At 40.5% G+C, this 13,663-nt stretch carries 9 protein-coding genes; 7 read left to right on the plus strand and 2 right to left on the minus strand.

All coding sequences use genetic code 11. The features are described from left to right. Positions 1 to 8 precede the first annotated feature (8 nt). The 3 genes from ACOB82_RS01520 to ACOB82_RS01530 all read left to right on the plus strand — a co-directional run bounded on the left by ACOB82_RS01520 (position 9) and on the right by ACOB82_RS01530 (position 1,868). On the plus strand, positions 9 to 332 hold the full coding sequence (locus ACOB82_RS01520; protein WP_448211142.1) for a DUF3392 domain-containing protein: 324 nt from the start codon (positions 9 to 11) through the stop codon (positions 330 to 332). Between the two features lie 31 nt (positions 333 to 363). Beyond that, on the plus strand, positions 364 to 1,011 hold the full coding sequence (locus ACOB82_RS01525; RefSeq protein WP_448211143.1) for a hypothetical protein: 648 nt from the start codon (positions 364 to 366) through the stop codon (positions 1,009 to 1,011). Positions 1,012 to 1,082: 71 nt separating this feature from the next. After that, on the plus strand, positions 1,083 to 1,868 hold the full coding sequence (locus tag ACOB82_RS01530) for a M48 family metallopeptidase (RefSeq protein WP_448211144.1): 786 nt from the start codon (positions 1,083 to 1,085) through the stop codon (positions 1,866 to 1,868). 110 nt (positions 1,869 to 1,978) lie between these two features. Here ACOB82_RS01530 and ACOB82_RS01535 read toward each other — a convergent pair whose 3' ends face one another. Further along, positions 1,979 to 3,316 (minus strand): dicarboxylate/amino acid:cation symporter, encoded by a 1,338-nt coding sequence (locus tag ACOB82_RS01535; RefSeq protein WP_448211145.1) that lies wholly within the window; start codon positions 3,314 to 3,316, stop codon positions 1,979 to 1,981. A gap of 191 nt (positions 3,317 to 3,507) precedes the next feature. Between ACOB82_RS01535 and ACOB82_RS01540 the strand changes: the two genes are divergently transcribed. The 3 genes from ACOB82_RS01540 to hppD all read left to right on the plus strand — a co-directional run bounded on the left by ACOB82_RS01540 (position 3,508) and on the right by hppD (position 9,297). Beyond that, positions 3,508 to 5,877, plus strand: coding sequence for an Ig-like domain-containing protein (locus tag ACOB82_RS01540; protein ID WP_448211146.1), 2,370 nt, complete (start codon positions 3,508 to 3,510; stop codon positions 5,875 to 5,877). A 311-nt stretch (positions 5,878 to 6,188) separates the two neighbouring features. Then, on the plus strand, positions 6,189 to 7,964 hold the full coding sequence (locus ACOB82_RS01545; protein WP_448211147.1) for a DEAD/DEAH box helicase: 1,776 nt from the start codon (positions 6,189 to 6,191) through the stop codon (positions 7,962 to 7,964). A 289-nt stretch (positions 7,965 to 8,253) separates the two neighbouring features. Beyond that, positions 8,254 to 9,297, plus strand: coding sequence for a 4-hydroxyphenylpyruvate dioxygenase (hppD, locus tag ACOB82_RS01550; protein WP_448211148.1), 1,044 nt, complete (start codon positions 8,254 to 8,256; stop codon positions 9,295 to 9,297). Positions 9,298 to 9,406: 109 nt separating this feature from the next. On the opposite strand, the gene ACOB82_RS01555 is transcribed toward hppD, so the two are convergent. Beyond that, positions 9,407 to 10,516 carry an arginase family protein gene (locus ACOB82_RS01555; protein ID WP_448211149.1) on the minus strand — a complete coding sequence of 370 codons (1,110 nt, stop codon included), beginning with the start codon at positions 10,514 to 10,516 and terminating at the stop codon, positions 9,407 to 9,409. 403 nt (positions 10,517 to 10,919) lie between these two features. On the opposite strand from ACOB82_RS01555, the gene topA reads away from it, so the two are divergent. After that, positions 10,920 to 13,574 (plus strand): type I DNA topoisomerase, encoded by a 2,655-nt coding sequence (gene topA / locus ACOB82_RS01560; RefSeq protein ID WP_448211150.1) that lies wholly within the window; start codon positions 10,920 to 10,922, stop codon positions 13,572 to 13,574. Positions 13,575 to 13,663: the final 89 nt, after the last annotated feature.

Genomic DNA, 13,663 nt, shown 5'->3' on the forward strand with positions numbered 1-13,663 from the left:
GGTAGTATATGCAAGGGCTTTTAATAGATTTAGCACAATGGTTTCGACCGTATCAAAGCCAATGTGCGATGGCGATTATTGCTACATTATTAGTATTGTTTGGTGGTGAAATTTCGCAATCCATTAGGCAGTTAATTAGAAAGCACCATATTATTTTTCGCACCATTATTTTTGTTTTTGTCTGTGCATTTGGTTATGGCGCATTAACAGTTTGGTTAAGTGGCTTACTTGCAGAGTTTTTATCTAAAATTAGTGACTTATACTTGGTGCCATCAATTGTGGCGATATTCGTTATACTGGGTTTATACGCGCAAAAACAGCGTCATATTTAGCCTAATCTAACGAAAAATTAGAAGGAATTAGATGTTGAAAAAATTTAATGCAGCACTAACTATTGGTCATGTGTCTGCTGCTTTATTATTCGTGCCACCACAGGCAATAAGTGCTTCAATCGCTGAACAATTAGTTGAGATAGCAGATCATAACGTGAGCTATGAGAAAAGTGATGAGAAAAGCGCTAGTGAGGAAAACACGTTGGCTAAACCAATAAATGTCGCTAAAAAAATAACCGTGACCGCGCAAATGTTAACGGATAATGCGGGTTTAACTTATGTTGGGGCGACGGTTGATCAAACTGCGGTTGCGCAATATTTAACGAGACTCAATCAAATCTTGCAGCAAGACTTTCAGCGGTTTCGTCAAAATCAGATAAATAGGGATCATGGCAAGTTCCATATAACCTTAGTAAACCCTTTTGAGATTAAAGAGTTAACTGATTTTCAGGTTCAGTCACTGGTTGATGGTAAGCATCAATTTGAGTTTGATATTATTGACCTAGGCATGGTTAAGAACGAAACAGGCTCTGCTTATTTTGTCGTTGCAGAGTCAGAAAGTGCTGAAGCTTTGCGTAAAGGTTTGCAATTATCGGCAAAAGACTTCCATATTACGCTAGGGTTTGCGCCGAAGGATGTTCACGGTGTAGCCAAGGATAGAACAACAATCGTCAACTAAGCTTATTTAGTGATTATGTTAACTAGTCTTAAGTAGAATTAGATTAATTATTTGAAAAACAGGAATTTTCTATGAAATGGTATTTATCGGTAATCGCCACTTGTTTATTAGTCTCAGGTTGCTCAACATCATCAACTGGCCGACAGCAGCTAACACTTTTTTCCAGTGGCGAGCTAGATAAAATGGGCGTTGCTTCGTTTGAGCAGTTAAAAGAAAAAGAAAAAATTTATCAAGATAAAAACACCAACAGATATGTGAAATGTGTTGCCGACGACATCGTTAAGCAAACCGCTGGACGCACGCAAATTAAAGAGTGGGAAGTGGTGGTTTTTGACTCTGAACAAGTCAATGCGTTTGCGTTACCGGGCGGTAAGATTGGCGTTTATACGGGGATACTATCGGTAGCTGAAACACCGGATCAGCTGGCGGCTATTTTAGGTCATGAAGTAGGGCATGTCTTAGAGCATCACTCAAACGAGCGTATGTCTTCAGGGCAGTTAGCACAAATAGGCATGCAAGTAGCTGATGTTGCTATGGCTAGTCAAAATGTTCAATATCGCGATGCATGGATGGCAGGATTAGGTGTAGGTATACAGTACGGCGTGTTAATGCCGTATAGCCGTACACATGAATCAGAAGCGGATATTGTTGGTCAGAAGTTGATGGCGCAAGCTGGCTATAACCCAGAAGCTGCGGTGCAATTGTGGCGCAATATGGCGAAATTAAGCAAAAATGCACCACCTGAATTTTTATCAACTCACCCATCGAGTGATACCCGTATAAAACAGTTAACCAATAACTTACCGAATGTTACGGGAACATATAAAAATGCAACTAAAGCCAGTTGTAAAAAGTAGTCCAACTCTTTAATTTATCGATATAAAAAAGCTCGCTTAACTTTTTCATAAAGGTTAAAGCGAGCTTTTTTGTTACTTGTTTTTTATTTTTCGCAATGAATTAACACTGATTAACCTTTTAAGTGATGGAAATCAATTTCTTCAATGTTATGTCCAGCATCTGGGTCTAGGTAGACATCGCGATCAAATTGTTTTTCTGATTTGCCGACGACAATTGTTACCATACTATCGCCAGTCACATTAACTGCGGTACGGGTCATATCAAGTAAGCGGTCAACACCAATAATCAATGCAATACCTTCAACCGGTAAGCCTACTTGCTCAAGTACCATCGCCAGCATAATTAGACCAACGCCTGGCACACCAGCTGTACCAATTGACGCTAACGTCGCTGTCAACACAACCATTAAATAGTCAGTAAGAGTTAGGTCTTGATTAAATACTTGAGCAATAAAGACTGTGGCGACCCCCTGCATAATTGCGGTGCCATCCATGTTTATGGTAGCGCCTAACGGCACAGTAAATGAGGCAATTGAATTTTTTACCCCCATTTTTTTTGTCGCGGTTTCTAGCGTTATTGGTAACGTAGCATTACTGCTTGAGGTAGAAAATGCAAAAATCGCGGTATCGCGCATTTTCTTTAAAAATGGCACAGGATTTAAGCCAGTAAATGCTTTAAGCAAAATAGGGTAAGTGACCAGCCCATGAATGATTAACGCAAAAAATACCACTAGAAAATACACGATTAAATTACCGAATGTTTCTAATGATAAGTCAGTAAATAAACCAGCTAATAAACAGAAAACACCATATGGTGCAATATTCATTAATATAGTAACCAAGCGCATGATCACTTCATTCATGTCTTCAAACAGGCTGGCGATGCGTTCACCCGCTTTACCTGATAGCGCCATTGCAATACCAAATAATAAAGCAAAGACAATTACTTGCAGCATATTGCCTTGCGAAAATGCTCTAAACGGGTTACTTGGAAACATTTGAATAATGGTGTTAGCTAATGATGGCGCTTCACGACTAGCAAACGTCGTGTCTGCAGTCATGTTAACCCCTTCACCTGGGCTGATAAGTAATGCCAAAGACATAGCAAAACTAATCGCAATCGCAGTAGTGATTAAGTAAAGGCTGATAGCTTTACCGCCTATCTTTCCGAGCTTAGATGTATCTTTTAAAGAACAGGTACCACAAATTAGTGAAACAAACACTAACGGTACAACCAACATTTGTAAGCTGGAGATAAAGATTTGTCCAATAACTTCAAACACACCTTCAACGAAGAAACTTCTGATGGAAAAATCGAATAATCCTAGAGGGATCAAAATGTCTGAGCCTTTAGGCATTAACCACTGTAGCAAGGTACCAACTAAGATACCTGCAACCATACCAGTGACTATTCGTTTAGTAAGATTAGAATTTTTTTCTATAGTCATAATGTTGTATACAAACCATTTATTGTTATTAATCGCAAAACATTGTTTAGGGTAACAATTAAATTCGAGATAAAAAACCAAATTAATTGGCCTAGTATAAAGGCTTTTTGCATTTAGGTAGTGACGTTTTTCATATTTATCAGTTAAGATGGGTTAGAATCTATAATAAAAATGTTCATGGAGATGACAGTATGGAGCTGTTTCGACGCTTAAGTTTTGCCATGGTGCTATTAACGCTTGTTGGCTGTGGCGGTGGTGATGGTGGTCTAAGTAATGGAGAAAACCCAGACCCAGGTGACGGTGATACTACCGAAGCCACGATTTCACTTTCTCTTTCAAATGATACTGTATCGAGGCAATCGCCAGTAACCATTACGGCAACTGTGATGAAAGATACAACTCCAGTTGCTAATAAGTTAGTGACATTTACCATTGATGATCCAGAGTTAGCCACTTTCTCACCAGAAAATGGTGCAGCTACTACAAACAGTGAAGGTATCGTAGAAATTATACTACTTGCTGGCACCAAAGCTGGTGGTGGTGAAATAATTGCGTCGATAGATGCTGGCGATATTGCTTCAGATGCTGTTGGTTTCAATAGTGCTGGTGATGGTGACGTTATCGATGAAGGTCCAGTAGTTGCAGACATCTCTTTAATTGCCGATAGCCTTCAATTGGCTTCGAGCGGTGCTCAAGAAATTACCTTAATTGCCATCGCTAAAGACAGCAGTAATAACTTGCTAAGTGATGTAACCATTTCATTTGCTTCTGACTCTGGTCAGTTGCAAGTTACAAATGCTGTAACAGGTGAAAATGGTCAAGCCACAGCGATATTAAGAACACAAGGCGCGCCAGAAAACCGAACTATCCAAGTTGCAGCGAGTAAAGGCGATATTGCTGATGTAATTGATGTAGAAGTAGTTGGTACAACGGTTCAATTAACCGGTTCAAGCTCTTTGCCATTAGGTGATCAAAATACCTTTGTAATTAACGTACTAGATTCTGATAGCGAAGGTGTTGCAGGAGCTGAAGTACTTTTATCTTTAACTGGTTTATCAACCGTTGCTGGTGGTAGTGTCGCAGATATTACCATTCCTAGTTCTGTAACAACCGATACTACTGGACAAGCTAAGTTTACTGTTGTTGGTAATAGCGGTGGTACTAATAGCATTTTAGCGACATCATTAGGTGCAAATGTTGTAAAAACCGTTTCAGTTCAAGCCGATTCGTTTTTATTCACGGGCTTCAACAATGGCGCTGGCGATGTAGTTAACCCATCTGCTAGTAGTGCGCCAGAAACACCTGACGTATTACTATCAGATACGGCTACAGTGACTTTAACTTGGACGCGTTCAGGTGTTGCTGTACCAGATGGTACAAAAGTTGAATTCACCACTACTCGTGGCACGCTATCTGCAAATGAAGGCACAACTGTTGGTGGCAAGGTATCTGTTACCTTAACTTCAACAGACGCAGGTTTAGCAACTGTAACTTTTACCGGTACAGACGGAGATATTCAATTAAGTAATCAAATTGAGTTTGAATTTGTTGCAGAAACAGTAGATACCGTTGTTGCCCAAGCTTCGCCAAACTCTGTAGGGCCAAGTGGACAAACTTCAACTATTTCGGTGGTTGTGCGTGATGCTAATGGAAACTTGGTAAAAAATAAGACCATTGATTTTAATTTAAGTGATACAACCGGTGGTACTATTTTCCCTGCAAGTGCAATTACCGACAGCAACGGTAGTGCATCAACGGTTTATACTTCTAATACAGTATCAGCTCAAGATGGCGTTGCAATTACCGCAGTTGTTAGAGATCAGCCTACTAAAAAAGATACGGTTACACTAACTGTTGCTGATCGAGAATTATTTATCGTGATTGGTACTGGTAATGAAATTGAGCAAACGAATAACGATACAACCTATACCAAACGATTTGTTGCTATCGTAACTGATGCCGATTCAAACCCAATTGTTGGACAAAGACTGACTATTTCTGCAGTGCCAGATGCCTACTATAAAGGCCAGTGGGCACCAATTTACCGCGATGAAGCAGGTGAAGAGTTTATTCGTTGGATGACGGTAGGAACGGTTGCAGATCACTTGTTTGATGATGAAGGTAACTTAATTCGTACACCTGTACTTAGATCAGATTTTAATAACAAGTACTGGTGTGTAAATGAAGATACTAATATTGACGGTATCCTTGATGATGGTGAAGATATCAACGGTGATGGTCGATTAACTCCTGGTAATGTTATTTCATCTATTTTAACGGTTTCAACTGAAGGTGATGATACTGCAAGTGCCGAGGCAATTACTGATAGCGAAGGTAAAGTAACTATTGACCTAGTTTACCCACAAAGTATGGCGCATTGGGTTAATATTAACTTAGTGGCTTCTGGTAAGGTTGCGGGAACAGAAAGCTTTACTACCACTACTTATACATTGCCTGTTGCGGGAGAAGATGTAGGTAGTGAAGATCTTACGCCTCCAGTTCAATCAATTGGAACAGTTGGACCATTTGGTTTCCTTCCTGATTGTACAACTCCGAATTAAATTCATTATTAGTTAAACTAAAAAGCCCTGAGATTATAATCTCGGGGCTTTTTTATTAGTGCTACTGGCGACAGCATTTTTCTTTTAATATCTCTTTAACTTGCTAAATATTGTAAGGTCTGTATAATGCGCGCCTCGATTGTTGGTCATTTACCAATGAAACAATCGTTAGAAATTGAGTAGGGGTTATATCCGCCTATTAGACTTGCCTTGTACAGCGTTTGCGCTGACCTATCGAATGTGCCACAAGTCTCCTTGGTGGTTTCCTCAATGATGTATCGCAGGATTTCCTGCCAAGAGATTTAATAAATATGAATGAACAGCACAACGAAGCTGTAGGCTTTGACGCCCTCGGTTTGCCTGAAAATATCTTATCGGCCTTAATAAAATTAGGTTTTCAATCTTCAACAGCTATTCAAGCGCAGACAATTCCGCCGTTATTAGCGGGTAATGATGTTTTAGGTGAAGCACAAACAGGTACGGGTAAAACCGCTGCTTTTAGTTTACCTGCACTTGCTAATATTGATCCTGAAATCCGCAAACCACAATTGATGGTATTAGCGCCAACACGTGAATTAGCTATTCAGGTGGCCGAAGCTATTGAAAGCTTTTCAGTAAATATGAAAGGCTTAAAAGTGGCAACATTGTACGGTGGTCAATCTTATGGTCCGCAATTTCAACAATTAGAGCGTGGCGCTCAAGTTGTTGTTGGTACGCCTGGCCGCTTAATGGATCACTTGCGTCGTAAAAGTCTAAAACTTGATGAATTAAAATTATGTGTGCTTGATGAAGCTGATGAAATGCTCAATATGGGCTTTTTAGAAGACATAGAGTGGATTCTAGAGCACCTTAATGAAAATACACAAATGGCATTGTTCTCTGCAACTATGCCTCCTGCTATTCGCAAAGTAGCGAATCGTTTCTTAAAAGATCCGGTACACGTTAAAATTGCAGCGGTAAAACAATCGAAAGCTAACATCGCACAATATGCATGGAAAGTTAGCGGCATAAACAAGTTAACAGCCCTAGAGCGTATTGCTGAAACTTTTGATTACGATGCAATGATTATTTTCGTGCGCACGCGTAATGACACAGTTGAAGTAGCTGAAAAGTTAGAACGCCAAGGTTATCCTGCCGTAGCGTTAAATGGTGATATGAACCAAGCGCAACGTGAGCGTACGGTAGATCAATTAAAAAATGGTCAATCGTCTATTTTGATTGCTACCGACGTGGTTGCTCGTGGTTTAGATATTCCACGTATCGACTTAGTAGTTAACTACGACTTGCCAGGTGATAGCGAATCGTATGTTCACCGTATTGGCCGTACTGGCCGTGCAGGTCGCAGTGGTACGGCAATCTCGTTTGTTCGCCCTCGTGAAATGTATCAATTACGTCATTATGAGCGTTTAACCTCCGGCGTAATTAATCCATTTGAATTACCGACAATTCAAGAGATTGGCCAAGCACGTATTGCTAAAACTCAAGTAGAATTAGCTGATGTTTTAGCGAATCAAGATATTAGCGCTATGAAAGAAATTATTGAGCAAATGGCAAATGATGCTGAGCTCTCAATGACCGACCTAGCTTCTGCGCTACTTTATTTGAAACAAATTAAACAGCCGCTTAGACCGAAAGAAGATCCTAAACCTCGTCGTGAATTTAATGAACGCAATGATCGTAATGACCGATCTGGTCGTGATGGTAAGCGTCGAGATATGCGTGACGGTCGTGGTAATCGTGACGGTCGTGATAACCGTGGTGAGCGTCCGCAACGCAAAGCAAAACCAGTTCGTAATGATATTGATTGGCAAACTTACCGCTTAGAGGTAGGTAAAGAGCATGGCGCTAAGCCTGGTGATATCGTTGGTGCAATTGCTAACGAAATTTCACTTGATAGCAGCTATATCGGCGCAATCAATTTGCATGATCGCCACAGCTTTGTGCAGTTGCCTAAAGGTATGCCAACCGCTTCATTTAAGCAGTTGAAAAAGGTTCGTGTTAGACGTCAAGCATTAGAAATTTCAGTTTCTGAAGCGCCAGTGGTTACTGAACGACCTAAACGTCGTGAGCGTAGAGCCAGTAATTAAGCTTAAAAAGCGATTAAATAGTTAAATTTAAAAGGTGCTTCGGCACCTTTTTTAATGCATAAATTACCGAAAATTACATCAACTTTTATTTCATATCTTGTGGTGGAATAAAATCTTTACGTCATCTTCGTAGGCCTTGTAAAGCCTAGCTTGAAGTTGATGATATTTAACTCACAAAGTACGTACAAGAAGATTTACAACCACTGATTTATTGAAAAGTCATTGGCTACTTCCGCTATTTGAAATCTGCACAGATAATGGCGTTATAACCATATTCAGAGAGATGATAATGACTGAAGTAGCAAACCCACTTAAGCTTTGTGGCATTGAATTTACCGAGTACGCTACCCCTGATAGCGACTTTATGGAAAAAGCGTTTTATGGCTTTGGTTTTTCTAAAACCAAAAAGTTTAAAGGCCGTGATATCGATTACTTTAACCAAAATGATATTCATTTCTTATTGAACAACGAACAGGCTGGTTTTTCTCGTGAATTTGCTAAAAGCCATGGCCCGGCAATTTGCTCTATGGGCTGGCGCGTTGAAGATGCAGAATTTGCTTTTGAACAAGCGATTAAGCGCGGTGCAAAATCAGCAGAAAACGCTGCCAATAAATTACCATACCCAGCCATTTACGGTATTGGTGACAGCCTAATTTACTTTATCGATCGTTTTGGCGCTAAAGGCACAATTTATGATCAAGACTTTGAAACGCACCCTGCGCCAGTAGAAGTTGCGGATAAAGGCTTTAAAGCGGTTGACCATCTCACCAACAATGTCTACCAAGGCACAATGGAGCATTGGGCAAACTTTTATAAAGACGTGTTTGGCTTCACTGAAGTACGTTATTTCGATATTAAAGGCGAGAAAACGGCATTAGTGTCTTATGCGCTTCAATCACCGTGCGGTAAGTTCTCTATCCCTATCAATGAAGGAAAGGGTACTAACAATAACCAAATTGATGAGTACTTAGATGAATACAATGGTCCAGGTGTTCAGCATTTAGCGTTTATTACTGACGATTTAGTCAGCTCATTAGATAGCTTAGATAGCGATATTATTGATACGCTTAATATCGTACCTGAGTACTATGATGACGTATTTAAGCGTATTCCTTGGGTAAAAGAAGATCACGAAAAAATTCGTCAACATCAAATTTTAGTCGATAGCCAGAAAGAAAATTCATACTTACTGCAAATTTTCACTAAGAATATTTTTGGACCAATTTTTATCGAAATGATCCAGCGTGTTGATGATAAAGGCTTTGGTGAAGGCAACTTTACTGCACTATTTAAGTCGATTGAATTAAACCAGATGGAACGTGGTGTACTTTAATCAATAATGACTGATTGCTGTATAAACAAAAAAGCTGGCAATGCCAGCTTTTTTTATGCTCAAGTTTTTTATGTTCAACTTTTTTATGTTCAAGTAATACTGTAGCAGCTTACATTTTATTAATTTGCTGAATGAGATAAGCAGAAATTTCGGCACCAACTTTTAATGTGCGTTCAGTGCTAATAGCGCCTAATCCTGAGCTGTCGGTAAATGGCGCAATCTCCATCATATCTGCGCCCGTTATTGGGTATATTTCGCCTAGTGTTGTGAGTACTTTCATTGCTTCCTCTGGCGTTAAACCATCTGCTTCTGGCGTACCTGTGGCGGAAGCAAATTCGGCGTCAAGAGCATCAATATCAAAGCTAATATATAGCTCGTCAATATTTTCATTAACCAGTTGATTTTTAATGTTATTGATCACACGTTCTATACCTAATTCGCGTACTTCCTTAGCCCAATGCTGTTTCACGCCAAAGGTGTTTTCCCAATGGGATTTCTCCTTGCCACTTGAGCGAATGCCCACTTGAATTAGGTGATGTGGCTCATGTAAATCAGCTAAAATATGAGTACACCAAGAGCCAAAGCATAAATCGATACCTAAGCGCTCGACGAGTAAATCGGTGTGGGCATCAAAATGAATGATAGCACAGCGTTTACCGGCTTTTTTCTTGGCTTGTAAATAGGCCTTGGTTAACGGGTAGCTCACTGAATGATCGCCACCAATAGCAAAAATCCCTTTGTCTGGATTTTCTCGGTAAAAATCATGCAGTACATCTTCGGTGATCGATAGTGGACTAATTGGCAACTTAGCATTGCTATCGCCATACAGCGCTTTACGACAATTGCTAATTGTGTGGTCGTTTAGGTATTTATCATGTAATAAATGTGGAATAACTCGAACGTCACCCATATCAAAATAACTTAGATCTGGATATTGTTCTAGCAAGGTTGAACGTAAAAACAGCGGTCCCCAGTTGGCACCACGTAAAATACCTCCGCCACAGTCTGAGGCTACGCCTAGTATAACTGCCTTGTGCTGACCTTGATATTGACTTAACGCGCGTTGCCATAAATCATCAATATCTGTGGTAAAACCATATAACGCTTTATGTAATGTTTCTTTTCGTTCTTTAGCAGTATTTACAGTAAATACGCCATTGCCAGGCGGGCATAAACATTGAGTTATTTTATTAAGATAACTCGGGCTAAAACCTGTCATAGTGTCACTCTTGTTGTGTGTTATCTGTTGTATTGGGTAGACGCTTTAAAGCAAATAGAGCAGAGGATTTTGCTAATGAATTTGGTTAATAAACTAGCAGAATTAATTTTATTATGGCTATCCCCTTAATATTTTCGCGAAAGTCGATTATGATGCGCGAAAAAGTGATGGATATTATAGCGAATTAGGGTATTTAGGTGAACACAATTAAATATTTACTTGTCACCTTGCATATTTATGGATATACCTATTAATAGTTATTTACGTGATATTTAGACAGAAATAATTTAAGCCGTCGTAATAGTTAGGGGTAATGTTGCCTCGACGATGAATGCTTTTTTCTTAGTCTCCAATAGGCCATTGCATAATAATGTAGGCTGTTTAAGCAGGAAACCTAATATATATGGCAAAATCTCTGGTAATCGTCGAATCACCAGCGAAAGCGAAGACGATTAACAAATACCTTGGCAAAGACTTTATTGTGAAATCCAGTGTTGGTCACGTACGTGATCTACCAACGGGTAGTACCGGAAAGAAAGTTGCAGCAAAACCTGCAGCTGAAGTTCGAAAAATGTCTCCTGAAGCGAAAGCAAAATATAAAGCCAAGCGTGATAAGCAAGCGTTAATTAATCGCATGGGTATTGATCCTGAGCATGACTGGAAAGCGTCTTATCACATCTTACCGGGAAAAGAAAAAGTTGTTAATGAGTTAACCAAGCTGGCAGAAAAAGCTGACACCATCTATCTCGCAACCGATTTGGATAGAGAGGGAGAGGCCATCGCTTGGCATTTAAAAGAGATTATTGGTGGCGAAGACGAAAAGTTTCGTCGCGTGGTATTTAATGAAATTACTGAAAACGCCATTCAACAAGCGTTTGCTTCACCAGGTGAATTAAGTATTCCTGGGGTAAATGCTCAACAAGCTCGCCGATTTTTAGACCGTGTCGTCGGCTTTATGGTTAGCCCATTATTGTGGAAAAAAGTAGCTCGTGGTTTATCGGCTGGTCGCGTTCAGTCGGTAGCGGTAAAGCTGGTTGTTGAGCGTGAGCGTGAGATTAAGGCATTTATTCCTGAAGAATTTTGGGAAATAAGCGCCGATACGCAAACCAATGATGGCGAAAAGTTAGTGCTCGATGTTACCCATCAAGCAGGAAAGCCGTTTAAGCCAACCAATAAAGCCGATACTGAAAGTGCTGTCGCGCTATTGGAAAAAGCGGCCTATAGCGTAGCTAAGCGCGAAGATAAGCCTTCAAAAAGCTCACCTTCAGCGCCATTTATTACTTCGACTCTTCAGCAAGCAGCAAGTACACGTTTAGGTTATGGCGTGAAGCGTACTATGGGCTTAGCGCAACGTTTATACGAAGCCGGCCATATTACCTATATGCGTACTGACTCTACTAATTTAAGTGCCGATGCCGTGAACATGGCGCGAGAATATATTAGTAGCGAGTTTGGTGAAAATTACTTACCAGAAAAGCCAAAGGTTTATGGTAGTAAAGGTAATGCGCAAGAAGCGCATGAGGCAATTCGTCCATCAAATGTTAAATTGGAAGCGGCATTACTTAATGATGTTGATGCTGACGCGAAAAAACTTTATGAACTCATTTGGCGCCAATTTGTTGCCTGTCAAATGACCGCAGCGCGCTATGATGTTTCAACGTTAACCATTGCTGCTGGCGATTTTGAATTAAAAGCTAAAGGGCGTGTTATGCGCTTTGATGGTTGGACGCGTGTTCACCCACAATTAAATAAAGGCGATGACACACATTTACCTGACCTAGCGGTTGGTGAATCGGTGAAGCTAGAGCAGTTAAATCCGTCTCAACACTTTACCAAGCCACCGGCGCGTTTTGGTGAGGCATCGTTAGTAAAAGAATTGGAAAAACGTTCAATAGGTCGTCCGTCTACTTACGCATCGATAATTTCTACTATCCAAGATCGTGGTTATGTCCGCTTAGAGAAAAAGCGTTTCTATGCTGAGAAAATGGGGGAAATTGTCACCGATAGCTTATCAGAAAGCTTTAAAAGCCTGATGAGCTATGACTTTACCGCCAATATGGAACAAGAGCTAGATGATATTGCTGAAGGCAGTATCGACTGGAAAACGGTATTAAACGAGTTTTATAAAAACTTTACCGAGCAGCTCGAAAAAGCAGATCTGCCAGCAGACGAGGGCGGTATGCGCAATAATGAGCCAGTGTTAACCGATATCGACTGTCCAACGTGTGGCAGAAAAATGGGTATTCGCACGGCCTCAACTGGTGTGTTCTTAGGCTGCTCTGGTTATGCTTTGCCGCCGAAAGAGCGTTGTACCACCACCATGAATTTAACGCCGGGTGAAGAAGCGGTAAGTGTATTAGCAGAAGATCAGGAAACTGAAGCGCTTAGAGCGATGCACCGTTGTCCGAAGTGCTCTACTGCAATGGACAGCTATTTAATTGATGAAAAGCGTAAGTTGCATGTTTGTGGTAATAACCCAGTTTGTGATGGTTTTGAGCTTGAAAAAGGCGATTTTAAGATTAAAGGCTATGATGGTCCAGTTTTAGAGTGTGATCGCTGTCATGCAGATATGGAGCTTAAATCAGGGCGCTTTGGTAAGTATTTCGATTGTACCAACAGTGAGTGTAAAAATACCCGTAAGCTATTAGCGAATGGCGAAGCGGCGCCGCCGAAGGAGGATCCGGTACAGTTGCCGGAATTACCATGTGAAAAGTCTGATGCACACTTTGTGTTACGTGACGGAGCTGCCGGTATTTTCTTAGCTGCTAGTACGTTTCCTCGCTCTAGAGAAACGCGGGCACCTAAAGTGGCTGAACTTAAGCAATTTAGGGATAGAATTTCACCTAAGTTTTATTACTTAGCCGATGCCCCTGAAAAAGATGCTGAAGGTAATCTCGCAATCGTTCGCTTTAGCCGAAAAACTAAAGAGCAGTACGTAATGACGGAAGTCGATGGCAAGGCGACAGGTTGGACTGCCAAGTATGTTGATGGTAAATGGGTGGAAGAGCTTCCCAAAAAGCCAGTAGCGAAAGCTAAGGCCAAAGCCAAAAAGAAATAAGTTAAGAAGATAAATAAAGCGCCTAAATGGCGCTTTTTTTGAATCTTAAAATGATAAAAACTCTAAATGTATCATTGAAACAGCACTAA

The organism is Colwellia sp. MEBiC06753 (assembly GCF_053470325.1).

Bases quoted from the DNA above. Each gene is read 5' to 3' on its own strand.
- ACOB82_RS01520 (WP_448211142.1), top strand. From the start codon at position 9: ATGCAAGGGCTTTTAATAGATTTAGCACAATGGTTTCGACCGTATCAA.
- ACOB82_RS01525 (WP_448211143.1), top strand. From the start codon at position 364: ATGTTGAAAAAATTTAATGCAGCACTAACTATTGGTCATGTGTCTGCT.
- ACOB82_RS01530 (WP_448211144.1), top strand. From the start codon at position 1,083: ATGAAATGGTATTTATCGGTAATCGCCACTTGTTTATTAGTCTCAGGT.
- ACOB82_RS01535 (WP_448211145.1), bottom strand. From the start codon at position 3,316: ATGACTATAGAAAAAAATTCTAATCTTACTAAACGAATAGTCACTGGT.
- ACOB82_RS01540 (WP_448211146.1), top strand. From the start codon at position 3,508: ATGGAGCTGTTTCGACGCTTAAGTTTTGCCATGGTGCTATTAACGCTT.
- ACOB82_RS01545 (WP_448211147.1), top strand. From the start codon at position 6,189: ATGAATGAACAGCACAACGAAGCTGTAGGCTTTGACGCCCTCGGTTTG.
- hppD (WP_448211148.1), top strand. From the start codon at position 8,254: ATGACTGAAGTAGCAAACCCACTTAAGCTTTGTGGCATTGAATTTACC.
- ACOB82_RS01555 (WP_448211149.1), bottom strand. From the start codon at position 10,516: ATGACAGGTTTTAGCCCGAGTTATCTTAATAAAATAACTCAATGTTTA.
- topA (WP_448211150.1), top strand. From the start codon at position 10,920: ATGGCAAAATCTCTGGTAATCGTCGAATCACCAGCGAAAGCGAAGACG.